The following is a 22,531-nucleotide window of genomic DNA, read 5'->3' on the forward strand; positions in this document are numbered from 1 at the left end:
CTTCACGATCGACCCCACCCAGGCATAACAGCGGCAACCCGCCGCTTCACCCACCCCAACACCCCAACCAGCAGCGGGTTCGTGCTCAGACAGCTCTCAGAATCTGCGAACCCGCTGCTTTCCACCTACCCGTTCCGCCTCGCCCCTGACGGCCTGGCCACCCGCCGCCAATTGCGCGCGACCGGGCTACGGCCCGGCGGGCAAGACATCTGCGCGCAGGTGATGTGGTTATCGCGCCGCTACGGCCGCCGCATCCGCGTCGCGTACCTCTACCGCATCGACCGGGCGCTCCCGGTCCGGCCGATGACCCCGGCCAAGTGGGCGGCGCTCGCCGCGGCGAACGCGGCCCGGCGCATCTGCCCGAACTGCCGCACCGACGCCGGATACGTCATCCCCACGTCGCTCGATGAATGCGTGTCCTGCGCCTATCCCGAGGAACCGCGCGCCGCTTGAATCTCTCCCGCTTCCACTCTGAGGAGCACACCCACCGTGTCCGAGACCAACGACTTTGACCACCCGCCCGGGGAACCAGACGACGCCAACACCCCAACCGGATCCGCCTCCGTCCTGCCGTTCCCGCTCCGTAAGACGGCCACCGACCCTGCCCCGGACCCGCCCATCCCGGATGAGATCAAGCCCGGTGAGTGGCAGGCCGACCTGCCCGACGACACCCCCGACCATGAAGGGGAGGTGTCGGAGGGCGATCCGGTCGATCCGCCGAAGGCGGTGTATCCGCCGTCGATCGCGGAGTGGATGCAGGCCCACGACAAAGCCCGTCAGCCGGTCTTCCCGGATTGGGTGAAGCTGCCGGACCAGCGCGCCGCGGTGCGCCGTTGGGCGGTGCGGCACTACTCGGCCATGGCCGGGTATCACGCGTGGCGCCTGCCGTGCATCTACACACCCAAGCTGCTGGCCTACGCCCCGCGCGGGGCGTGGCGCTGGTCGACGGCCGCCGGGCACTGGGTGTTCGACGCCGAAGGCAAGAGTCTGCGCCTGGCCGCCGTCGCGGCCGAGGACGCGGGCGAGTATCTGAAGCTGTCCCGGCAGCGCGATGCGCGCGTTCGCCTGCGCAGCATCCTCGCCACCTTGGCCGGGGTGGTCGGGCTGACGGTGGCGCTGGTGTTGTGGATGGTGGCGCCCACGTGGTTGCTGGCGTTGGCGGTCGCCACGATGACGACGACGTTGGGGGTGTCGGGGGCGCCGGCGGACCGGCCGCTGATCGACCGGGCGAAGGTCACATTCCGCAAGCGCAAGCTGTCGTCCGACATCATCACCCGCGCGTTCACCGCGGCCGGGCTGACCGCCAAGGACCAGGGGATCGCGTTCCCGCGGCCGATCGGCCGGGACGGCGACGGCTGGCGCGTCATCGTGGACCTGCCCTACGGCAAGTCCTTCAACGACGCGCTCGGCAAGCGCAAAGCCCTCGCGTCGGGGATCGACATCGCCACCACCCAACTGTTCCTGGACCCGGATGTGTCCTCGGAGCGGCGGGTGTCGATGTGGATCGCCGACCGTGACCCGCTCGCGGTGCCCGCCGGGCGCTCCCCACTGATGGGGGCGACACGGGTGGACTTCTGGAAGCCGTTTCCCTGGGGTGTCGATGAGCGCGGCAACCCCGTGATGGCAACGGTGTTGTGGCTGTCGCTGCTGGTCGGTGCGGTTCCGCGGCAGGGCAAGACGTTCTCCGCACGCACCATCGCCCTGGCCGCGGCGCTGGACCCGTATGTGCGGCTGATCGTGTTCGACGGGAAAGCCTCCCCGGACTGGCGCAAGTTCTCCCTGGTCGCGCACCGGATCGGCTTCGGGATCGTCCCGCGCAACGGCCTGGACCCGGTCGAGCTGCTGGTCAGAGCGCTGGAGGAGCTGAAGGGGGATGTGGAGGACCGGTACCACCGGTTGTCGGAGCTGCCGTTGCACATCTGCCCGGAGGGCAAGCTCACCCCGGAGATCTCCCGGGACAAGAAGCTGAACATGCCGCTCACGCTGGTGGTGGTCGATGAGGTGCAGGAGTACTTGCAGCACCCCGTCTACGGCAACGTCATCTTGGATCTACTGGTCTACCTCGCCCGTGTCGCGCCGGCGGTGGGGGTGTCGGTGATGCTCTCCACCCAGAAGCCGGACGACACCGCGTGCCCGCCCAAGCTCCGTGACCAGCACCAAGCCCGCTTCTCGCTGCGGGTCGGTTCCTGGCAGGTCTCCGATGTCGTGCTCGGTGCCGGCTCCTACAGCGAGGGGCTGGACGCGTCCCGGTTGCTGAAGTCCCACAAGGGCGTTGGCCTGCTCAAGGGCATGTCCGACGACGCGGGGATCGTGCGCACCTACCTCGCTGACGGCCGTGATGCCGAGTCGATTTTGACCCGCGCCGCAGCCCTGCGCGCAGCCGAAGGCACCCTGACCGGAGACGCCGCAGGCGAGGAGCGGGCCACTCGCCGGGCCGACGCCATCTTGGACGAGGTTGCGGCAGTGCTGGGGCGCTCGGAAGCCAAGGTGTGGTCCGAAGTGGTGGTGGACCGCCTCGCGGAACTGAACCCCGATGCGTACGGCGACTGGAAGGCCCTCAAGGGCCGCGCGAAGGCTGACCAGCTCGCGACCGCGCTGAAGCCGTTCGGCATCACCACCGGCCAGGTCTGGGGTCAGACCGAGGCCGGGAAGGACGCCAACCGGCGCGGGATCGAGCGTCAGCACATCATCGACGCGATTACTCAGCGCAACAAGGACCGCGTCGAGAAGTAGTCCGAAGGGTTGCTAGGTCTAGCAAGGCCCGTTGCTAGACCTAGCAACCTCGCTAGCAACCCATTCGCCATCTGATCAGGCACCTAGCACCTAGCGACTGACCTGCGCAAACCCCGAAAACCGGCCCTGGAGGCCCGTCATGCCCTTCCCCGCGCTCGCTAGCGCCATCCTCGCCACCATCACACTGTGTTACGTCGGTCTGTGTGCTGGTCAGCCGTTTGCGGCCTGCCGCAAGTGCCGCGGCTTCGGCTTCAAGGTCACCATCAACCGCCGCGGCAAGGCCAAGCGCGGCAAGGGCTGCCGCCGCTGCCACGGGCACGGCATCCGCATACGTCGCGGACGCCACCTGTGGAACCTGTGGCGCCGCACCCACGAACGCGGCACCCGACCCACCCCGGCCACCCGCACCCGAACGGAGTCCCGCCCATGGTTGTGACCGTCTCCCTCGTCCTGTTGTTCGGCGCCCTGCTCGCCTTCCTGCTCAAGGTCGGCTCCCTCAAGGCGGGCGTCTGCTTCGTCGCCGTGATGTTCGGGTTCTTGCTCGCCTCTACCGGCGCATCCGGACCCCTCAACCACGGCATCGCCTCCACCGCCCAGACCATCGGCCACATGCGCCCCTGACCACCGGAAGGAGCACCAATGCCCATGAAGGAACAGACCACCGCCCGGCACTGGCTCACCGCCGCGGTACCGAAGGCGGCACCGGCCCTCGCCACGTCCACCGTGCTGATCCTGGCCCGCATCTGGAACGCCAACGGCGCCCAGCACAGCACCGGAGACGCGTGGCTAATGGCAGTCCTCGCGGCCGGCGCGGCCATCGCCGGGAGTTCCTCCGCAGCGGGGTTCAACGGCGACGGCACCGCGACCGCGATGGCGTTCACCGCTGCTGGCACCCTGGCGTTCGCCGGAGTCGCCGCCTACGCGGACGGCCTGCCGCTGCCGCTGCTGCTGTGGGCAATCGCCACTGTGCTGGCCTACACGCTGGCCGCCCGCTACTGGCGCATCGACCGGCGGGAAGCCCTCACCTACGACCGCCGCACAGTCGAGCGGCACGAGGACCACCGGCACATCGAAACCGTCGAGGTGATCCGCGCACGGGCGCAGGTCGAAAGCGCGCAAGCCGGGGGCGCCTACGCCACCGCGCTGGCCGCAGCCCTCACCGCCCGCGCCGCCCTGCCCGGCTTCGACCCGGCGGCGCTAGCCGCATCCGGGCTGCCGGAACTGCCGCCCGCACCTGAGGAGTACACGGCATGAGCGCTGTCCTATGGCCGGTCGCCGGTCACATCGTCGCAGACCTGAACACCGTCAATGGCACGGGTGAGCACGAGACCGCGATGCGGCTGATCAAGGTGGTGGAGGAAGCGGGCGAGGCGTCCGCCGCCTACATCGGCATGACCGGCCAGAACCCCCGCAAGGGCACCACCCACACCCGCACGGACGTCGCCGACGAACTGTGTGACGTCATCATCGCCGCTGCGGTGGCGCTGCACTCCTTCACCGCCACCCCACCGGCCGTCCTGGAGGCCAAACTCAACGCTGCGGCGCGGCGCTTGACCGCCCACCCCGCCGCTCTCACCCGCGCCGGGCTGCCCGAACTGACCGCAGCCGACCCTGACAGGAACTGGTGACCGGCATGGTGATGCCTGGCGCGTACGCCGATGCCCCGACGATCATCCGTGAAATCAACGTAGTCCTGCACCTGGTCGCAGCGCTCCGGGTCGCATCGACCCCGGAGCGGGTGCGGGAGCTGCAACTGCGCAAAGCCGCACTCCTGGACCGCATCGCCCTCAAGACCCCGGACGACACCGACGCGGCCGACGTCGCCGGGGACGCAGCCATAGAGCTGATGCGCTTGGACCACGGGCCGGTACAGACCCCGGCCGAACTGACACCGACCCTGCCCGGCATCGCAGCCCGCGGCTATGTCCGCGACCAGTACGCCGCGTACTCCGACGGGCTGCCCGTCACCTGAATGTGCCCGGGGCGGTCGCCTCTCGCCAAAGACCGCGACCGCCCCGGCTTCTCCGTCCCTTCGAAGAAACAGGAGAACCCCCAGCATGACCCATCAAGCCTTTCTCCGGCGATCCCGCCGGCCCCGCTTACTAGACGCCTACGGCTGCCAGGGCGGCGCCGGCAAGGGCTATGACGATGCCGGGTTCGACGTGACCGGCCTCGACCTGCACCCGCAGCCCCTCTACCCCTTCACCTGCATCCAGGGCGACGCGGTCGCGTTCATCCGCAAGCACGGGGCAGAGTTCGCCGCGATCCATGCGTCGCCGCCGTGCCAGCACGACAGCGATTGCCAGCGCCTCCAGGGCCGCGATCATCCGGACCTGATCGCCCCCACCCGTGCCGCGCTGGAGTCCACGGGGCGGCCGTGGGTGATGGAGAACGTCAAGGGCGCCCGGCTCAAGCTGCGCGAGCCGGTGATGCTGTGCGGGGCGATGTTCGGGCTGGAGACCTACCGGCACCGGTACTTCGAGACCGGTGGCGGCTTCACCCTCGCCGCTCCCGCCCATCCCGCCCACACCGCACCGCAGGCCAAGATGGGCCGCCCCGTGCCGCCCGGCTGGTACGGGCAGTACGTCGGGAACTTCTCCGGCGTCGACCTGGCCCGCCGCGTCATGGGCGTGCCCTGGATGAACCGCGACGGCATCCGCGAATGCATCCCACCCGCCTACAGCCAGTACATCGGCCGCGCCCTCGCCCGGTTCCTGTCCGTACAGGCGGTGGCCGCATGAGCACGCACCTGCTCAGGGCCGCGCTGGAAGCCGCCGCACGCGACTGGTACGTCATCCCGCTCCGCCCCGGCGACAAGCCCCCCGCCCTACACGGCGAAACACAGTGCCCCGGCACCGGGGACTGCGCGAACGGGCACCGCAAGTGGGAGCAGCGCGCCACCACCGACCCCGACCGCATCCGGCAGGCGTGGAGCATGGGCGCGTTCAACGTCGGGATCGCTACCGGCCCGTCCGGGCTGGTCGTGGTGGATCTCGACATGCCCAAACCGAAAGACCCGAAGGGCACGCCGTCCGGCGTGACGACCTTCAAGGCGCTCTGCGAGCGCGCCGGACACCCCGTCCCCACCACCTACCGGACCCGGACCGCGAGCGGTGGACAGCACCTGTACTTCACCAACCCGGACAGGGCCCGGCTGGGCAGCACGCACAACGAACGCCTGAAGATCGACACCCGGGCATGGGGCGGACAGGTCGTCGCCCCCGGCAGCATCACCCCGCACGGCGCGTACACCGTGCTGGACGTGCTGCCAGTCGCACCGTTCCCGGTCTGGCTCCGGGAGGCCCTGTACCCGCCTCGCAAGGCCCCACGGCCCGTCGCGGTGAGCCTGCCGACCACGACAGACCGGTATGCGCGCGTCGTGCTGGAACGGGAAGCCGCCGCTGTGGCTGGCGCTCACGAGGGCGGGCGGGAAGCGGAGTTGTTCCGTGCCGCGCGGGCCATGGGCCGGTTCGTGGCCTGGGGCGATCTCGACCGCAACGCCGTGGAAGAGGCTTTTCAGGTCGCGGGCGAGTCCACCGGGCTGCCGGCGTCCCAGTGCCGCTCGACGCTGCGCAGCGCCCTGGACTGGTCGATTCGCACTGCTCAGCCCCGGAGGACGGCATGAGCACCCCACAAACCCCCGGGCTGAAAAGCCAGCAGCTCAGCCTCACCGGGCCCGCGGACGCACCCATGCCCCCGCCGACCACCGGGCGGGCGGTAGTTGCCCGAAAGTCGCCGGCCGCAGGCCGTCCTTTCAAGTCTGTTGGCTTTGACCTTCGCACCCCGGCCGCCGGGCCCGCGTGGGTGGTGGCGTGGATCCACATCGTGGCCCCGGAGTACTACACGGAGCGCGTAGCCGCGCACGCGTGGTGCGCGTGCGGATTCGAGCGCCGCGCCACCACCCGCCGCGGCGTCCTGCGCGTGGTGGAACAGCACGTCGCGCACCGCACCCAATGCCCGCTCCGCAACCCTGCCGAAGGGAGGCAGGCCGCATGAACACCCACCCCGTGGACGACGCCGACCTGTGGACCGCGTTCCCCGCCGTAGACACACCCGACACCGTGCCCGCCGATGCCCCGTGGGAGGACCCGCTCCCACTCAAACGGCGCCGCGTACTGCCCGATTTCCCCGTCACGGCATTCCCCGCATGGCTGCGGGACTTCACCGCCGCCGTAGCCGAGGAAACTCAGACCCCCGTGGACCTGGCCGGGTGCGTGGCCCTGGCGGTACTGGCCACCGCCGCCGGCGGCCGGTCCGTAGTGCACGTCCGCGGACGCTGGCGCGAACCCACGAACCTGTTCACCGTGTGCGCCCTGCCCCCCGGCAACCGCAAATCCGCCGTATTCGCCGCGATGAGCGACCCGCTCTACGAAGCAGAAAAGGAACTCAAAGCACAGGCGATGCCCGCGATCATCGAAGCCACCCTGACCGCGAAACTCGCCGAAGACGCGGCAGACAAGGCCACCCGCAAGGCCGCCGCAGCCTCCGGGACGGGCCGGGATCAACTCATCGCCGAAGCGGTCGGTATGGCCCAAGCCGCCGAATCCCTCAGCATCCCGCCCGAACCTCAACTGCTCGCCGACGACGCCACCGCAGAAACCATCACGTCGCTGATGGCTGATCAAGGCGGACGGATCTCGCTCATGTCTGCGGAAGGCGAGATCTTCGACATCATCGCCGGGCGCTACTCCGGCGCCCCCAACATGGGCCCCTTCCTGGCCGGGCACGCAGGGGACCGGCTGCGCGTCAACCGGCAGACCCGCAAGGAGTACATCGACCATCCCGCGCTCACCATGGGCCTGTCGGTGCAACCGGCCGTCCTGGACGGCATGGCCAAGATCAAGGGAGCCAAGGGCCGCGGACTCCTCGGCAGGTTCCTGTACTCCCTGCCGGAATCCCTCCTCGGGCAGCGCAAGACACTGCCCGAACCGGTGACCGAAGCCGTTGCGGACGCGTACGAACGCAACGTCGTCACGCTCACGCTGTCCCTGGCGGGCTGGACCGACCCCGCCCTCCTTCAGCTCACCCCGGACGCCGACACGGTCCTGCAGGGCTTTCAAGAGCGCTTGGAGCCCAAACTTGCCGCGCGCGGCGGGTCGCTGGGGCACATCTCCGACTGGGCCTCCAAACTCCCCGGCGCCGCTGTCCGGATCGCCGGACTCCTGCACCTGGCCGAACACCTCGACCGCGGCCACAACCAACCCGTCACTGCCGACACCATGAACGCCGCGATCACGCTGGCCGACTACTTCGCCGGCCACGCGCTCGCGGTATTCGACCGCATGGGCGCCAACGAAGCCGCCGACCGCGCCCGCACCGTCCTGGACGTACTGCGCGCCAACCACTGGCCCGAAGTCAGCAAACGCGACCTGTTCGCCAAGGTCAGCCGCGCCGAGTTCCCCGCGGTCACCGACCTGGACGCGGCCCTGAACGTGCTGGAAGACCACGGCTACGTACGCGCCCAAGCCGTCTCCCGCACCACCGGCCGTGGCCGACCGCCCTCACCCCGCTACAGCGTCCACCCCTACCTGACCGACCCCGAAGCCTGACCCGCCGCCGCAGAAACCGCAGAATACGCAGAAATACTCCGCACGACCCCTGACCTGCACACACGCGCCACCACCCATCACGGCGGGCGCCGCCGCAGAAACCCCGGAAACTCCCGCAGAAATAGCCCGGCCCACCGCCCCACCGCCGGGGCAGCCACCCGGCACGGCACCCACCCGGTTATTTCTGCGGGACTTCCGCGGGTTTCTGCGGCTCAGCGCCCGCCCGCCTGCGAGGCGCCATCACCGCAGGTCAGCACCCCATCGCGGATTTCTGCGGATTCTGCGGTTTCTGCGGCGGCCCCGGCCCTCCAACAACTCTCGATCGCTCCGAGGAGGCACCACCCGTGAGCACCACCACCCGCAAGCGCCGTGCCCCGGCTGACGAACTCCTGTTCCTGACCGATGTCCTCGAAGAACTCGGCATCACCCGCGCCACCTGGTATCGCTGGCGCAATCGCGGCCTCTGCCCGACCACTCGCCGCCTCAACGGCCGCCTGCGTATCTGGCGCAGCGACCTGGACGCCTTCCTCGCCGACATGGAGGTGGTGTAGTGGAGTTGAGCTACACCGTCCGCATCTGGAGCATCCGCAAGCGCCCCTATCGCAAGCCCTTCCAACTCCGCTGGCAGGTCGGGACCCGCCCGCACTCCGAGTCGTTCCTGACCGTGGGACTCGCGGAGAGCCGGCGTGCCCAGCTCTTCACAGCGGCACGTGCCGGCGAGGCGTTCGACGTGGAGAGCGGCCTCCCCACGTCGATGCTCAAGGACCAGGAAGTGTCCTGGTACGCCCACGCACGGCTGTACATCGGCATGAAATGGCCCCACGCGCCGGCGTCCACCCGCAGGACCCTCGCCGAAGCCATGGCCAGCGTCATGCCTGCCCTGGTCAGGGACACCAAGGGCATGCCGGACGTGAACGCCGCACGGACCGCCCTCTACGGCTGGGCTTTCAACGTGAAGCGCTGGGGCGAGGAACCGCCGCGCGACGTAGCGGCAGCCCTCGCATGGTTCGAGCGCAAGTCCCTGCCGGCCTCTGCGCTCGCAGACAGGATGCTCGTGCGGCAGGCGCTGGACGCGCTGACGTTGAAGCTTGATGGCGGCACTGCGGCGGCTTCCACGATCCGCAGGAAGCGGGCCATCTTCCACAACTCCCTGGTCTACGCGGTGGACGCCGGACACCTGAAGGACAACCCGCTCCCGCAGGTCCGCTGGACCATGCCCGAAAAAGTGGAGGATGAACTCGACCCCGAGTGCGTGCCCAGTCCGGAACAAGCGGAGATCCTGCTCGCAGCAGTCCGGGATCAGAGCGCCCGTGGTCGGCGCCTGGCCGCGTTCTTCGGCTGCATCTACTACGCCGCAGCGCGACCCGCAGAGGTCATCGGGCTGCGGCTGAGGGACTGCGATCTGCCCCGGCGCGGCTGGGGCTCCCTGCGGCTGCGCGAGACCCGTCCGCGGTCCGGTTCGGCTTGGACGGACTCGGGCGAGGCTCACGACACGCGGGGGCTCAAGCACCGGCCACGGAAGGCCGTGCGTCCGGTCCCGATCCCGCCCGAACTGGTGGCCATGCTGCGCTGGCATGTGACCGCCTTCGGGGTGGCGCCGGACGGACGGATCTTCCAGACCTCCCGCGGCGGGCTCATCCAGGACACCGGATATGGGGAGGTCTGGGCCGTGGCGAGGGAGGCGCTCTCCGTCGCTGAGCGGGAATCCGGGTTGGCGAAGCGTCCGTATGACCTGCGGCATGCGGCTGTGTCCACCTGGCTCAGTTCCGGGGTGGAGCCGCAGCTCGTGGCGAAGCGGGCCGGCCACAGCGTCGCGGTGCTGTTCCGGGTCTACGCGAAGTTCCTCGGCAACGGTGACGACGCTGCCAACGCGAAGATCTCTGCTCGCCTGCGGCAGGGGCGGACTCCCCCAGCCTGAGCCCCGTCCACGGATCGGGCGTATCCGCAGGTCGGCCCCGGAAATCCCGTCCACAGCCCGTCCACACGGAGCGAGATTCAGCGTGTGATCTCGACAACAAGCGAGACAGTTGGAGGCCCTGACGGGACAACGAAAAACGGCCCCTGGTCTACGTTTCCGCAGATCAGGGGCCGTTCTGTTAGACCGTGGCGGCGCCAGGGTTCGAACCTGGGTAGGCTGAGCCGGCAGATTTACAGTCTGCTCCCTTTGGCCACTCGGGCACACCGCCAGGGAAGTCGCCGCAGATCACATTTGAGAGCGGTCTGTGGCAACGACGTAAACGATACCTGATGTGCGGGGGTGGTTCGCCACCTCATTGATCAGTGTTCGGGGCGGGTGCGGTGGCTAGGCTGGGAGGGCGGTCCGGAGACGGGTCGCGGTACTGACGGATCACAGCCAAGGAGCCAACTCAAGATGGCCGACTCCAGTTTCGACATCGTCTCGAAGGTCGAGCGGCAGGAGGTCGACAACGCCCTCAACCAGGCCGCGAAGGAAATCTCGCAGCGCTACGACTTCAAGAACGTCGGGGCCTCGATCGACTGGTCGGGCGAGAAGATCCTGATGCAGGCGAACTCGGAGGAGCGCGTCAAGGCGATCCTCGACGTTTTCGAGACCAAGCTGGTCAAGCGCGGGATCTCGCTCAAGTCGCTGGACGCCGGTGAGCCGCAGCTCTCCGGCAAGGAGTACAAGATCTTCGCCTCGATCGAGGAGGGGATTTCGCAGGACAACGCCAAGAAGGTCGCGAAGATCATCCGCGATGAGGGCCCGAAGGGCATCAAGGCGCAGGTCCAGGGCGACGAGCTGCGGGTCAGCTCGAAGAGCCGGGACGATCTGCAGGCCGTTCAGGCGCTGCTCAAGGGCAAGGACTTCGATTTCGCGCTGCAGTACGTGAACTACCGCTGACCCGTTGGGGGAAGCGGTGGGGTGGATGAGGGCGGCCGCCGGGGGGAACTCCGGTTGCCGCCCTCACCTCGTTCCGGGGCGTTGCCGGACGGCGCGCGGGGAGGCGCCCAGTTCGCGGCGGCAGGCCTTGTTGAAGGCCTGGAGGTCGGCGATGCCGACCGAGGCGGCGACCGCCGCGATGGAGAGCGTCGACTCGACGAGCAGGTGGCGCGCGCGTTCCAGGCGGCGGCGCCGGATGTAGGTGACGACGGTGTCCCCGGTCGCGGCGCGGAAGAGGCGCGTGAGGTGGTTGTGCGAGACGCCGGCCGCGCGGGCGATGCCGGGGACCGTCAGCGGGTCGGCGAGGTGCGACTCGATGTGGGCGATGGCGGCGGCCACGGCGGGGTGCGGGCCGTCGGACGCGGCGGGGGCGGTGAGGTGGGCCACCCGCCACAGGACGGCCCAGATCTCGGCCGCCGTCCTGGCGGGCGCGGCCGGCTGCGCGGCCACGGCCTGCAGCATCAGCGCGGAGAGCATGGGCAGTTGGGCGCCCGCGTCCTGGAGGACGGGGACGCTGCGCGGCTCGCCCGCCTCCGGGATGCGCAGGTGGGCGTAGAGGTGTTCGGAGCGGCCGCGGTAGCGGTACCTGACGGTCGCGCCGGGCGGTACGAGGCTGACGCGGCCGGGCCGGATGGCGTGCGGGGTGCCGTCGACGGTGAGGTCGGCCGTGTACCGGTAGAGGTGCAGCTGCCACAGGTCGGGGAGCCGGAAGACGTCGGTGTGGCCGGCGGGGCCGTGGACCCCGACACCGAGGTTCACCACCCGGGGCGGCTCGTCGAGGTGGAGAGCGACGGCTTCCATGGTGAAAACGTACCAGCAGTGGTGAGTGGGACCCACGCGCCGCCTGGGCCTTCCTCCCTACCGTTGACGCATGGGAACCAGCAACCTTCTGAATTCCGTCCAGATGGCGCGCTTCGTCGCGCACGGCTCGCTGCGCATGGACGCGGTGGTGCCGCAGGAGATGAACGAGCGGGCGATGGGCGTCCTGGCCGCCGGGATGCCGGACGTTCCGTACGGGACGCCGCTGGAGGAGGCGTACGCGCCGGGGTCGTTCGCCCGCGAGCTCGTCGGACTCCCGGTGGTGGCGGGCGCGTTGCGCAGCCTCGTGGGCCCGGGGCCGACCGTCGACCACCACGCGGTGCACATCCGGCAGCCGCGGGACGGGGAGGCGCAGCCGCTGCACGCGGACGCGATCATCGACGTCCGCCCCGACGCCTTCGACGTGCAGCTCATGTACTACCCGCAGGCGGTGACGCTGGAGATGGGCGGCACGCTGAGCGTGCCCGGCAGCCATCTGCGGCGCACGAACGAGAGCGACACCGGCCGCTACCAGAACCTGCGCGGGCAGACGCGGCTGGTGTGCCCGGCGGGGACCGTGGTCTTCCTGCACCACGGCCTCTGGCACGGCGGACGGCGCAACGACAGCGACGTCGCGCGCTACATGTTCAAGATCCGGTTCAACCCGACCGTGCGGCAGCTGCGGCTGTGGGACACCGGCGACCTCGCCGACCCGGCGGTCGCCGCCGAGCTGGGCACGGGCTTCCCCTGGTACGAAGCGGCCGCCGCCCGGCTGGAGTTCCACAACCGGATCAAGCTGTGGCGGGCGCTGACCGGAGACAGAACGTACGACATGGACCACTGGATGACGCGGGTCGCCAACCGGCCGCAGCGCGTCGTCCCCGCCGATTCGAGGAGCCACGCATGACCACCACCAGCACCCTGCGCCAGCGAGTCCTGGTGCTGTACCTCGCCACCTCCGCGCTGGACTCCCGGGTCGTGGGCTGGTCCGCCTACGACGGGACGGGGGCCACGTCGCCGACGACCGGGGACAGCGACGAGCCGCCGTACGGAACGGGGGTGGCCGCGCTGTGCGACGGCTGGCGGCTGATCCAGGCGGCGCAGCTGATCCCGCCGTATCCGGGGCATGAGTACGACACGTCGTTCCTGCGGCACGAGTTCCTGTTCGAGCGGCTCGTCGACACCGCGCGTTAGCCGGTCGCCCGGCCCGCGCGCTGTGTCACGCGCTGGGCCGCCCCACCGGAGCGGTGCGGCTCAGCGCGTGGCGAACGGCCGGTCCGTCGGGACGATCTCCCGGCCGAGCGGGAGCAGCGAGAGCGGGATCATCTTGAAGTTCGCGATGCCGAACGGGATGCCGATGATCGTCAGGCACAGGGCGATCCCGGTCACGATGTGGCCCAGCGCCAGCCACCAGCCGGCGAACACGATCCAGACGATGTTGCCGAGGAGCGAGCCCGCTCCGGCGTCCCGGCGTTCCACCGTGGTGCGGCCGAAGGGCCACAGGGCGTAGTTGGCGATGCGGAAGGACGCCACGCCCCAGGGGAACGTGATGATGAGGATGCAGCAGATCAGGCCCGCGATGGCGTAGGCGAGCGCCATCCAGACACCGCAGAGCACGAGCCAGATGATGTTCAGGATCGTCTTCATGGGCGGTGACCTGCCATTTGTTCGAGGCGCGCGATGCGCTCGGCCATCGGGGGGTGGGTGGAGAACAGTTTCGACGTGGTGCCGGGCCGGAACGGGTTCGCGATCATCATATGGCTGGCGGTCTCGAGGCGCGGCTCGGGCGGCAGCGGCAGCTGCTTGGTGCCCGCGTCCAGCTTGCGCAGCGCGCTGGCGAGGGCGAGGGGGTCGCCGGTGAGGCGGGCGCCGGAGGCGTCGGCCTCGTACTCGCGGGAGCGGCTGACGGCGAGCTGGATGACGGAGGCCGCGAGCGGGCCGAGGATCATCAGCAGCAGCATGCCGAGGATGCCGGGGCCGTCGTCGTCGTTGGACCGGCCGACCGGGATCAGCCAGGCGAAGTTGACGAGGAACATGACGACGGAGGCGAGCGCGCCGGCGACGGACGAGATGAGGATGTCGCGGTTGTAGACATGGCTCAGCTCGTGGCCGATCACGCCGCGCAGCTCGCGTTCGTCGAGGATCTGCAGGATGCCGTCGGTGCAGCAGACCGCCGCGTTGCGCGGATTGCGTCCGGTGGCGAAGGCGTTGGGCGCTTCGGTGGGCGAGATGTACAGCCGCGGCATGGGCTGTCGCGCGGCTGTGGAGAGCTCGCGGACCAGGCGGTAGAGCGCGGGCGCCTCGAATTCGCTCACGGGGCGGGCGCGCATCGCGCGTAGAGCCAGCTTGTCGCTGTTCCAGTACGCGTAGGCGTTGGTGCCGATCGCGATGACGAGCGCGACAATGAGCCCCGTACGGCCGAAGAAACTGCCGATGACGAGGATGAGTGCGGACAGACCGCCGAGGAGTACGGCGGTCTTCAGCCCATTGTGCCGGCGGTGCACGGTGCGCCCTCCAGGGTGTGCGGCGGGGGAACCTTCTCCCCTCTTAGGAGAACCTCCTGTACTGGTCAACGCCACCGGAGGGCCGCTGGTTCCCTTGTGCACACGCCCCGGGCGGGGTCAGAGCAGCGCCCCCGAGGCGTAGCGGAGGACCAGCTGGGGGACGCCGGAGAGCACGATGCCGAGGGCCGCGGTGAGGGCGATCGCCGCGACGAGCGGGGCGGGCGTACGGGTGGCGGGGGCCGTCGCGACCGCCGCTCCCGCAGCGGGTCCCGTCACCGATCCGGGTTCCGGCTTCGCGAACAGGATCGCGGTCCAGCGCAGGTAGTAGACGAGGGCGATGACCACGTTGACGGCCATGACGACGGCCAGCCAGGCCGGTCCCGTGCCGACGATCGACGAGAAGACCGCGACCTTGGCGAAGAGTCCGATGACACCCGGCGGCAGCCCGGCCAGGCAGAGCAGGAAGAACGCCAGCGCCAGGGCCGTCAGCGGGCGGGTCGTGTACAGCCCCCGGTAGTCGGTCAGGCGGTTGGCGGGGGCCGTTCTGGCGACCAGGGCGGCCACGGCGAAGGCGCCGAGGTTCACGGCCGCGTACATCAGGGCGTACGCGACGGTGGTGCCGATCTGGTGCTCCGGGTCGTCGGAGTACGCGGCCGCCGCGATCGGCACCAGCAGGTAGCCCGCCTGGCCGATGGAGGACCAGGCCAGCAGCCGGACCGCGCTGTGCGCGTACCCGGCCCGCTGGCGCAGCGCGGCGACGTTGCCGACCGTCATCGTCAGGGCGGCCAGTACGGCGACGACCGGGCCCCAGACGTCGGCGTACGGCTCGAACGCGATCACGGTGACGAGGATGAGGCCGGAGAAGCCCGCGGCCTTTCCGACGACGGAGAGGTACGCCGCGATCGGCAGGGGCGCGCCCACGTAGGTGTCGGGAACCCAGAAGTGGAAGGGCGCGGCGGCGAGCTTGAAGGCGAAGCCCACGAGGGTGAGGACCGCGCCGACCTTGGCGAGCGTCGCGAGCTGCGGCTCCACGTCCCCCAGGCCGTCCGCGACGGACGCCAGGTGGAGGGTGCCGGTGGCCGCGTACACGAAGCTGACGCCCAGCAGGGTGACGGCGGTCGCGGCCACGGAGGAGAGGAAGAACTTGAGCGCGGCCTCGGACGAGAGCCGGTCGCCGCGTTTGATGCCGACGAGCGCGAAGGCGGGCAGCGTCGTGACCTCGAGGGCGACGACCAGGGTCGCCAGGTCCCGGGAGGCGGGCAGCAGCGCGGCTCCGGCGGCCGAGGACAGCAGCAGGAACCAGTACTCGCCGGCCGGGTACTTCTCCATGTCGTGCAGGGAGAGCAGCGCCGTCAGCAGCGCGCCGCCGATGATGAGGAGCTGGACGACGACCGTGAAGTGGTCGGCCACGTAGGAGCACTCGCCGGCGTCGACGGTGAGGCAGAACGTCTTGCGGTGGCCCGCCCGCAGGGGGCCGAGCGCGAGCGCGGCCAGGGCGAGGCCGGCGACGGCGGCCCAGCCCAGCAGGGCCTTCCGCTCCTTGGGGAGGAAGAGGTCGGCGACCAGCACGACGAGCGCGACGGCCGCGGGGATCGCCGCCGGGGCGATGGCGATCCAGTCGACGGACTGCACGAGGGAGGTGACGGGGTCGGCGGCGAGAGGGCCGGTGGCGGCGGGGATGCTCATCAGCTGCCTCCGAGGAGCGAGCGCACGGCCGGGTCGGTGAGGCCGAGGAGGGCCGCGGGCCACAGGCCGGCGAGGACGGTGAGGGCGGCGAGCGGGGTCCAGGCGGCGAACTCGTAGCCGTGGACGTCGGACAGGAGCGGCTGCCCGGACTCCGCGGTGTCCTTGTTCCCCATGCAGACGCGGCGGACGACGGCCAGCAGGTACGCGGCGGTGAGCAGGGTGCCGAACGCGGCGACCGCCGTGAACACCAGGTAGGTGGGGCGGCTGAGCCCGTCGGCGGGTTTGAAGGCGCCGAACATGGCGAGCATCTCGCCCCAGAATCCGGCCAGTCCGGGAAGGCCGAGGGAGGCGACGGCGGCGAAGGCGAGCAGCCCGCCGAGGCGGGGCGCCCTGCCGTACAGGGCGGCGCCGTTCTCCCCGGTGAGGCGGTCGAGGTCGCTCGTCCCGTAGCGGTCCTTGATGGCGCCCACCAGGAAGAAGAGCAGGCCGGTGATGAGCCCGTGGGCGACGTTGGCGAAGAGCGCGCCGTTCACACCGGTCGGGGTGAGGGTCGCGATGCCGAGCAGCACGAAGCCCATGTGGCCGACGGAGGAGTAGGCGATGAGGCGCTTCAGGTCGCCGCCCGCGCCCTTGCGGACCAGCGCGAGGCAGATGAGGGACCCGTAGACGATGCCGACGACGGCGAACGCGGCCAGGTAGGGCGCGAAGGTGTGCATGCCGTCCGGGGCGACGGGCAGCGCGATGCGGACGAACCCGTAGGTGCCCATCTTGAGCATGACGCCGGCCAGCAGCACGGAGCCGACGGTGGGCGCGGCGGTGTGGGCGTCCGGGAGCCAGCTGTGCAGCGGCCACATCGGGGCCTTGATCGCGAAGCCGATGCCGATGGCGAGGACGGCGAGCAACTGCGTGGAGTGACCGAGCGATGACCCGTTGTCAGTGGCGAGTGTCACCATGTCGAATGTGCCCGCTTTCACCCCGATGAGCAGCAGGCCCAGCAGCATGATCACGGACCCGAGGAGGGTGTAGAGGATGAAGCGCAGCGAGGCCGCCTCGCGGCCGGCGCCGCCCCAGCGGGCGATGAGGAAGTACATCGGGACGAGGACGGTCTCGAAGGCCAGGAAGAAGAGCATGAGGTCCAGCACGGCGAAGGTGCCGAGCGTGCCCGCTTCCAGCACCAGGAGGAGGCCGACGAACGCCTTGGGTGAAGGACCCGCGGGCATTTTGAAGTAGCTGTAGAGCGCGCAGAGGAAGGTCAGCAGCGCGGTCAGGACGAGGAGGGGGAGCGAGATGCCGTCGACACCGAGGTGGATGTGGATGTTGAGGGCGGGGATCCACTTGAGGTCCGTGGAGGCCTGCATCGTCGCCGGGTGGTCGTGGTCGAAGCCGGCCGCGAGGACGATCGCGAGGATCAGTACGGCGCCGGTGACCGTCACGCCGTGGCGGAGCACGGCCTGGTCCGGGTTGCGTCCCTTGAGGCCGGGCGGCGCCGGGAGCAGGGCTCCGGCGGCGCCGAGCAGGGGCAGGACGACGATGCCTGCGAGCACGTACTGGAGGGCGGTGTCGTTCACGGCTCACGCTCCGACGGCGACGAGGACGGCGAGTACGACGGCACCGGCCAGCAGCGCGCTGAGATAGGTCTGGACATTTCCGGTCTGGGCGCGCCGGACGGCCGCGCCGAGCAGGCGTGGGCCCGCGCCCGCTCCCCGTACGTAGGTCTCGATGACCTCGCGGTCGAGGAAGCGGACGAGGTTCGCGGCGGCGAGCACCGGGCGGACGAAGAGCGCCGTGTAGACGGCGTCGAGGTGGAAGCCGTGCGCCGCGTGGCGGTGCAGGCGGCCGAGGAGCAGCCTGCCCGGGTCGGCCGGGTCGTCGGACGCGGCGATGTCGCCGTAGACGGCGGTGTGGGCGGCGATGGCGGTCGCCTCCGCCTCGGCGGGCTCGGCGTGCGCGTCGGCGCCGACCGCGCCGAGCGGGGCGGCGGACCGGCGGGCGGCGCCGGCCGTCCAGGCGCCGTAGGTGACGAGAACGCCGACGAGGGCGAGACCGATGCCGAGGACGGAGGTGAGGAGGGTCGGTTTGAGCTCGTTGCCGTCGAACCACTGCGGGAGGTCGAAGACCCGCGGTACGAGGGAGACCATGCCGAACGCGACGGTGGGGACGGCGAGTACCCACAGGACGGCGTTCATGATCACGGGCTCGCGGCCGTGGTCGGCGGCGCGGGGGCCGCTGCCCCGGAAGGCGAGCAGGAAGAGCCGGGTGGCATAGCCGGCGGTGAGCACGGCGGTGATCAGCCCGGCGGCCAGCACGGTCCAGCCGACCGCCGGCGGCACGCCGTCGGTGTGGCCGCCGGAGGCGTGCTCGGCGGCGCGCAGGACCGATTCCTTGGAGAAGAAGCCGGAGAAGGGGGGCAGGGCGGCGAGGGCCGCCAGGGCGATGCCCATCGTCCACATGGCGTCGGGGGCGCGCTTGCCGAGATCGCCCATGCGGGACATCGCCGACAGCGAGTTGGTGCCGGCCGCGTGGATGACCACGCCCGCGCCGAGGAAGAGCAGCGCCTTGAAGGCGCCGTGGGACAGGAGGTGGAAGACGGCGGCGCTGCGGTCGCCCACGGCGAGCGCGCCGGCCATGTAGCCGAGCTGGCCGATCGTGGAGTAGGCCAGAACGCGTTTGATGTCGTCCTGGGCGAGGGCCGCGAGACCCGAGCCGATCATGGTGACGGCTGCCATCACGGCGAGGACCGTGAGCGCGGCCGCGCTGGCGGCGAAGACGGGCAGCAGCCGGGCGACGAGGTAGATGCCGGCCGCGACCATGGTCGCGGCGTGGATCAGCGCGGAGACCGGCGTCGGGCCGGCCATCGCGTCGGGCAGCCAGGTGTGCAGCGGGAACTGGGCGGACTTGCCCGCGACTCCGGCGAGCAGCAGCAGCGCGATGAGCGTCGGGTGCTGCAACTGGCCGTGGGTGGCGGCGGTGAGGATCCCGTTGATGCGGAAGGTGCCCGCGTCGGTGGCGAGCGCGAAGACGCCGATGATGAAGGGGACGTCGCCGAGCTTGGTGACGAGGAACGCCTTCATGGACGCCGCGCGGGCGACCTCGTTCTCCCAGTAGTGGCCGACCAGGAAGTACGAGCAGATGCCCATGATCTCCCAGCCGACCAGCAGCACCATCAGATCGCCCGAGTAGACGACCAGGAACATGGCGGCGGTGAAGAGGGAGACCAGGGCGGCGTAGGAGGAGTAGCGGGGGTCGTCCCGCAGGTACGCCGTCGAGTAGAGCTGGACGCAGGTGGCGACGAGGCCGACGAGCACCGCGATCAGGACGGCGAAGCCGTCCAGGTACAGGGCGAGGTCGATGGGGACCGAGCCGGTCGGGGTGAGCAGGGTCGCGGCAGCGGTGGGCGCGCCGCTGCCCTGCCGCACGGCGACGATCGCGGCCAGCGCGAAGGCCGCCAGGGTCGGCAGTACGGCGAGCGGCCGGACGAATCCGGGGGCGCGCCGGCCCAGCAGCAGTCCGGCGGCAGCGCCGAGGAACGGCAGCAGCGGGACCAGCGCGGCAAGGGTCGGGAGGGTCACGCGGTGGCCTCTGCCTTCTCGTCTGCCGCCGCGTCCGGCGTGCCGTCCTGGCCGGTCCGGTCGGGTCCGGCGGGTCCGGTCTCGGCGAGGTCGGTGAGCTTGTCGATGTCGGAACTGCCGCGGTTGCGGTAGACGAGCAGCACGATCGCCAGGCCGATGCCGATCTCGGCGGCGGCGATGGTGATCGTGAAGAGCGTCAGCGCCTGGCCGGCGTGCAGGGTGTCGCGGAGCCAGACGTCGAACGCGACGAGGTTGAGGTTCACCGCGTTCAGCATCAGTTCGACGGACATCAGGACGAGGATCGCGTTGCGGCGGCCGAGCACGCCGTACAGCCCGACGGAGAAGAGGAGGACGGCGAGCACGGCGGGATAAGCGAGGTGCATCAGCTCTCCTTGTCCGGGCTGTACTGGTCCTGGTCCTGGCTCTGGTCCTGGCTCTGGTCCTGGCTCTGGTCCTGGCTCTTGCGCGACAGCACGATGGCTCCGACCAGGGCGGCGAGCAGCAGCACCGACAGCGCCTCGAACGGCAGCACCCAGTGCTGGAAGAGGGACTGCCCGGTGGCCTTCGTGGAGCCCTGGACCGGTCCGTCCAGATCGATCCACGTGGTGCGGAAGGCGTCGACCACCACCCAGACCAGGGTGATCGCGGAGGCGGCCGCCACGATGACGGCGACCCAGCGGTTGTCCGAATCCGCGTCCGGGGAGCGGCCGATGGGAGCGCGGGTGAGCATCAGCCCGAACAGGATCAGGACGACGACGGAACCGACGTAGATCAGCACCTGCACCCAGGCGATGAACTCCGCCGTCAGCAGCAGGTACTCGACGGCGATCCCGCCGAGCGCGACCACCAGCCACAGCGCGGCGTGCACCAGCTGCTTGGTGATGACGGAGACCAGGGCGGCGCCGAGGGTGGCGATCCCGACGAGGACGAAGGCGATCTCGACCCCGGTCGGGGAGAGGAATCCGGAGGGCGCCGCGGCCTCGGCTGCGAGGCTCATGCGCCGCCCTCCTGCTCAGTCTGCTCAGTCTGCTGCGTCTGCTGCGCCTGCTGCGCGGCGATGAGCTTGTCCGCCGCCTTGCGGGCGGCGGCGATCTCCTTGGGCTCCTCGGCGGCGGGGTCGAGCGCGGGCGGGGCCGGCACCGTCCACATCCAGTCGCGGAGCTTGTCGCGCTCGTGGGTCAGTTCGAGGATGTCGGTCTCGGCGTACTCGAACTCCGGCGTCCAGAAGAGTGCGTCGAAGGGGCACACCTCGATGCAGATCCCGCAGTACATGCAGAGCGAGAAGTCGATGGCGAAGCGGTCGAGCACGTTGCGGCTGCGCTCCCGCCCGCCGGGCGCGGTGGCGGGCGTCGTCTCCTTGTGGGAGTCGATGTAGATGCACCAGTCGGGGCATTCACGCGCGCACAGCATGCAGACCGTGCAGTTCTCCTCGAACAGCGCAATGACACCGCGGCTGCGGGGCGGCAGGTCGGGCTGCACGTCGGGGTACTGCGCGGTGACGGAACGGCGCGTCATCGCCTTGAGGGTGACGGCGAGGCCCTTGGCCAGGCCGTGCCCGGGAAATCGAGAGGTGCTCCCGGAGGGAGGCGTGGGAAGGGCGGGGGTGGAAGACGGGCGGGCCACTAGGAGATCACCACCTTGACGACGCCGGTGAGCGCGATCTGCGCCAGGGCGAGCGGAATGAGGACGGTCCAGGCGAGCTTCTGCAGCTGGTCCTCGCGCAGGCGCGGGTAGGTGACCCGGAGCCAGATGACGACGAAGGCGAGCACCGCGGTCTTGAGCAGCGTCCACACCCAGCCGACGCTGTCGGCCCACGGGCCGTGCCAGCCGCCGAGGAACAGCACGGTGGTCAGCCCGCACAGCACGACGATGCCGGCGTACTCCGCGAGCAGGAAGAGCGCGAAGCGCAGGCCCGTGTACTCGGTGTACGCACCGAAGATGATCTCCGAGTCGGCGACCGGCATGTCGAACGGCGGGCGCTGCAGTTCGGCCAGCCCGGCGATGAAGAAGACGAGGGCGCCGATGATCTGCCACGGCGTCCACCACCACTGGTACTGGTCGACGATCCCGGGGAGCGAGAGCGTGCCCGCCGCCATCGCGACGGAGGCGGCCGCGAGCAGCATCGGCAGTTCGTAGGCCATCAGCTGGGCGGCGGTACGCAACCCGCCGAGCAGCGAGAACTTGTTGGCCGACGCCCAGCCGGCCATCAGCGAACCCAGGACCCCGACGCCCATCACCGCGAGCACGAAGAACAGGCCCGCGTCGATGGCCTGTCCCACGAAGCCGTCCGGGCCGACCGGGATGGCGATCAGCACCAGGAGGTACGGCAGCAGCGCGACGGCCGGCGCCATCTGGAAGATCCGCCGGTCGGCGTCGGCCGGGACGATGTCCTCCTTCTGCGCGAACTTCACCCCGTCGGCCACGAGCTGGGCCCACCCGTGGAACCCGCCCGCGTACATCGGGCCGAGCCGGCCCTGCATATGGGCCATCACCTTGTGCTCGGCCTGCCCGATGATCAGCGGAAACGTAAGAAAGACGACGAGAACGGCGACGAGCCGCAGCGCGACATCGAGGATGTCGTTCACCGGGTCTGGCCTCCCTCGGGCTCGGGGTTCTCGGACGTCTCCGGAGCATCGTCCGAAGCGGGTTTCGCCGGCGCGGGCGGCGCGGGTTCCACCGGTACCGCCGGCGCGGGCGGCGCTTCCGGAGCCGGAGCGGACTCCGTCGGCGCGGCCGGTACGGGTTCCGCCGGCTGCTCGGGCTTCGCCGCCGGGGCGGCTGTCGCTCCGGCTC

27 protein-coding genes and 1 tRNA gene are annotated in these 22,531 nt (G+C 70.4%); 16 read left to right on the forward strand and 12 right to left on the reverse strand.

Annotation, left to right across the window (positions count from 1 at the left end; all coding sequences use genetic code 11):
- Positions 1 to 81 precede the first annotated feature (81 nt).
- From O3X23_RS41480 to O3X23_RS41540, 13 genes are all read left to right on the forward strand, one after another.
- On the forward strand, positions 82 to 453 hold the full coding sequence (locus O3X23_RS41480) for an RRQRL motif-containing zinc-binding protein (RefSeq protein WP_269279792.1): 372 nt from the start codon (positions 82 to 84) through the stop codon (positions 451 to 453).
- A 36-nt stretch (positions 454 to 489) separates the two neighbouring features.
- Positions 490 to 2,733: a cell division protein FtsK gene (locus tag O3X23_RS41485; protein ID WP_269279720.1), complete on the forward strand. Its 2,244-nt coding sequence runs from the start codon at positions 490 to 492 to the stop codon at positions 2,731 to 2,733.
- A gap of 139 nt (positions 2,734 to 2,872) precedes the next feature.
- A complete protein-coding gene (locus O3X23_RS41490; RefSeq protein WP_269279723.1) occupies positions 2,873 to 3,169 on the forward strand; it encodes a hypothetical protein in 297 nt (98 codons plus the stop codon).
- Positions 3,160 to 3,354, forward strand: coding sequence for a hypothetical protein (locus tag O3X23_RS41495; protein ID WP_269279726.1), 195 nt, complete (start codon positions 3,160 to 3,162; stop codon positions 3,352 to 3,354). Before O3X23_RS41490 ends, O3X23_RS41495 begins: the two co-directional genes overlap by 10 nt.
- A 24-nt stretch (positions 3,355 to 3,378) precedes the next feature.
- Positions 3,379 to 3,987 (forward strand): hypothetical protein, encoded by a 609-nt coding sequence (locus tag O3X23_RS41500; RefSeq protein ID WP_269279729.1) that lies wholly within the window; start codon positions 3,379 to 3,381, stop codon positions 3,985 to 3,987.
- Entirely contained in the window at positions 3,984 to 4,361 is a 378-nt protein-coding gene (locus O3X23_RS41505; RefSeq protein ID WP_269279732.1) for a MazG-like family protein, read from the forward strand. The genes O3X23_RS41500 and O3X23_RS41505 overlap by 4 nt, the downstream gene beginning before the upstream one ends.
- A gap of 5 nt (positions 4,362 to 4,366) precedes the next feature.
- On the forward strand, positions 4,367 to 4,705 hold the full coding sequence (locus O3X23_RS41510) for a hypothetical protein (protein ID WP_269279735.1): 339 nt from the start codon (positions 4,367 to 4,369) through the stop codon (positions 4,703 to 4,705).
- A gap of 85 nt (positions 4,706 to 4,790) precedes the next feature.
- Entirely contained in the window at positions 4,791 to 5,474 is a 684-nt protein-coding gene (locus O3X23_RS41515) for an SAM-dependent methyltransferase (RefSeq protein WP_269279738.1), read from the forward strand.
- Entirely contained in the window at positions 5,471 to 6,358 is an 888-nt protein-coding gene (locus O3X23_RS41520; protein ID WP_269279740.1) for a bifunctional DNA primase/polymerase, read from the forward strand. The genes O3X23_RS41515 and O3X23_RS41520 overlap by 4 nt, the downstream gene beginning before the upstream one ends.
- On the forward strand, positions 6,355 to 6,729 hold the full coding sequence (locus O3X23_RS41525) for a hypothetical protein (protein ID WP_269279743.1): 375 nt from the start codon (positions 6,355 to 6,357) through the stop codon (positions 6,727 to 6,729). The genes O3X23_RS41520 and O3X23_RS41525 overlap by 4 nt, the downstream gene beginning before the upstream one ends.
- Positions 6,726 to 8,282 (forward strand): YfjI family protein, encoded by a 1,557-nt coding sequence (locus tag O3X23_RS41530; RefSeq protein ID WP_269279746.1) that lies wholly within the window; start codon positions 6,726 to 6,728, stop codon positions 8,280 to 8,282. Before O3X23_RS41525 ends, O3X23_RS41530 begins: the two co-directional genes overlap by 4 nt.
- A gap of 344 nt (positions 8,283 to 8,626) precedes the next feature.
- Entirely contained in the window at positions 8,627 to 8,833 is a 207-nt protein-coding gene (locus O3X23_RS41535) for a helix-turn-helix transcriptional regulator (RefSeq protein WP_331284015.1), read from the forward strand.
- Positions 8,833 to 10,200 carry a tyrosine-type recombinase/integrase gene (locus O3X23_RS41540; RefSeq protein WP_269279750.1) on the forward strand — a complete coding sequence of 456 codons (1,368 nt, stop codon included), beginning with the start codon at positions 8,833 to 8,835 and terminating at the stop codon, positions 10,198 to 10,200. The genes O3X23_RS41535 and O3X23_RS41540 overlap by 1 nt, the downstream gene beginning before the upstream one ends.
- A gap of 186 nt (positions 10,201 to 10,386) precedes the next feature.
- On the opposite strand, the gene O3X23_RS41545 is transcribed toward O3X23_RS41540, so the two are convergent.
- Positions 10,387 to 10,468 (reverse strand) — tRNA-Tyr (locus tag O3X23_RS41545).
- 185 nt (positions 10,469 to 10,653) lie between these two features.
- Here O3X23_RS41545 and O3X23_RS41550 point away from each other — a divergent pair.
- Complete coding sequence (locus O3X23_RS41550; protein ID WP_138352869.1) at positions 10,654 to 11,142, forward strand: YajQ family cyclic di-GMP-binding protein; 489 nt, start codon at positions 10,654 to 10,656, stop codon at positions 11,140 to 11,142.
- A gap of 63 nt (positions 11,143 to 11,205) precedes the next feature.
- Here the strand turns inward: O3X23_RS41550 and O3X23_RS41555 are convergent, their stop codons facing one another.
- Positions 11,206 to 11,982 (reverse strand): helix-turn-helix domain-containing protein, encoded by a 777-nt coding sequence (locus O3X23_RS41555; RefSeq protein WP_269279754.1) that lies wholly within the window; start codon positions 11,980 to 11,982, stop codon positions 11,206 to 11,208.
- A gap of 70 nt (positions 11,983 to 12,052) precedes the next feature.
- Between O3X23_RS41555 and O3X23_RS41560 the strand changes: the two genes are divergently transcribed.
- Positions 12,053 to 12,886, forward strand: coding sequence for a phytanoyl-CoA dioxygenase family protein (locus O3X23_RS41560; RefSeq protein WP_269279758.1), 834 nt, complete (start codon positions 12,053 to 12,055; stop codon positions 12,884 to 12,886).
- Positions 12,883 to 13,173 carry a hypothetical protein gene (locus tag O3X23_RS41565; RefSeq protein ID WP_269279761.1) on the forward strand — a complete coding sequence of 97 codons (291 nt, stop codon included), beginning with the start codon at positions 12,883 to 12,885 and terminating at the stop codon, positions 13,171 to 13,173. Before O3X23_RS41560 ends, O3X23_RS41565 begins: the two co-directional genes overlap by 4 nt.
- 60 nt (positions 13,174 to 13,233) lie before the next feature.
- On the opposite strand, the gene O3X23_RS41570 is transcribed toward O3X23_RS41565, so the two are convergent.
- The 10 genes from O3X23_RS41570 to O3X23_RS41615 form a co-directional block, all read right to left on the reverse strand.
- A complete protein-coding gene (locus tag O3X23_RS41570; RefSeq protein ID WP_269279764.1) occupies positions 13,234 to 13,626 on the reverse strand; it encodes a YccF domain-containing protein in 393 nt (130 codons plus the stop codon).
- Positions 13,623 to 14,483 carry a zinc metalloprotease HtpX gene (gene htpX / locus O3X23_RS41575; RefSeq protein ID WP_269279767.1) on the reverse strand — a complete coding sequence of 287 codons (861 nt, stop codon included), beginning with the start codon at positions 14,481 to 14,483 and terminating at the stop codon, positions 13,623 to 13,625. The genes O3X23_RS41570 and htpX overlap by 4 nt, the downstream gene beginning before the upstream one ends.
- 117 nt (positions 14,484 to 14,600) lie before the next feature.
- Positions 14,601 to 16,169, reverse strand: a complete 1,569-nt coding sequence (locus tag O3X23_RS41580; protein WP_269279770.1) for an NADH-quinone oxidoreductase subunit N — start codon at positions 16,167 to 16,169, stop codon at positions 14,601 to 14,603.
- Positions 16,169 to 17,737, reverse strand: coding sequence for a complex I subunit 4 family protein (locus O3X23_RS41585; protein WP_269279774.1), 1,569 nt, complete (start codon positions 17,735 to 17,737; stop codon positions 16,169 to 16,171). Before O3X23_RS41585 ends, O3X23_RS41580 begins: the two co-directional genes overlap by 1 nt.
- 3 nt (positions 17,738 to 17,740) lie before the next feature.
- Positions 17,741 to 19,738 (reverse strand): NADH-quinone oxidoreductase subunit 5 family protein, encoded by a 1,998-nt coding sequence (locus O3X23_RS41590; protein ID WP_269279777.1) that lies wholly within the window; start codon positions 19,736 to 19,738, stop codon positions 17,741 to 17,743.
- A complete protein-coding gene (nuoK, locus tag O3X23_RS41595) occupies positions 19,735 to 20,121 on the reverse strand; it encodes an NADH-quinone oxidoreductase subunit NuoK (RefSeq protein ID WP_269279780.1) in 387 nt (128 codons plus the stop codon). Before nuoK ends, O3X23_RS41590 begins: the two co-directional genes overlap by 4 nt.
- Entirely contained in the window at positions 20,121 to 20,735 is a 615-nt protein-coding gene (locus O3X23_RS41600) for an NADH-quinone oxidoreductase subunit J family protein (protein ID WP_269279783.1), read from the reverse strand. Before O3X23_RS41600 ends, nuoK begins: the two co-directional genes overlap by 1 nt.
- Positions 20,732 to 21,253, reverse strand: a complete 522-nt coding sequence (locus O3X23_RS41605; RefSeq protein WP_269279797.1) for a 4Fe-4S binding protein — start codon at positions 21,251 to 21,253, stop codon at positions 20,732 to 20,734. Before O3X23_RS41605 ends, O3X23_RS41600 begins: the two co-directional genes overlap by 4 nt.
- Positions 21,254 to 21,360: 107 nt before the next feature.
- Complete coding sequence (gene nuoH / locus O3X23_RS41610) at positions 21,361 to 22,323, reverse strand: NADH-quinone oxidoreductase subunit NuoH (protein ID WP_269279786.1); 963 nt, start codon at positions 22,321 to 22,323, stop codon at positions 21,361 to 21,363.
- A partial coding sequence (locus O3X23_RS41615) for a hypothetical protein (protein ID WP_269279789.1) occupies positions 22,320 to 22,531 on the reverse strand: 212 nt, incomplete at its 5' end. The genes O3X23_RS41615 and nuoH, both read right to left, overlap by 4 nt.

Source organism: Streptomyces sp. H39-S7, assembly GCF_027158205.1.
GTDB lineage: Bacteria > Actinomycetota > Actinomycetes > Streptomycetales > Streptomycetaceae > Actinacidiphila.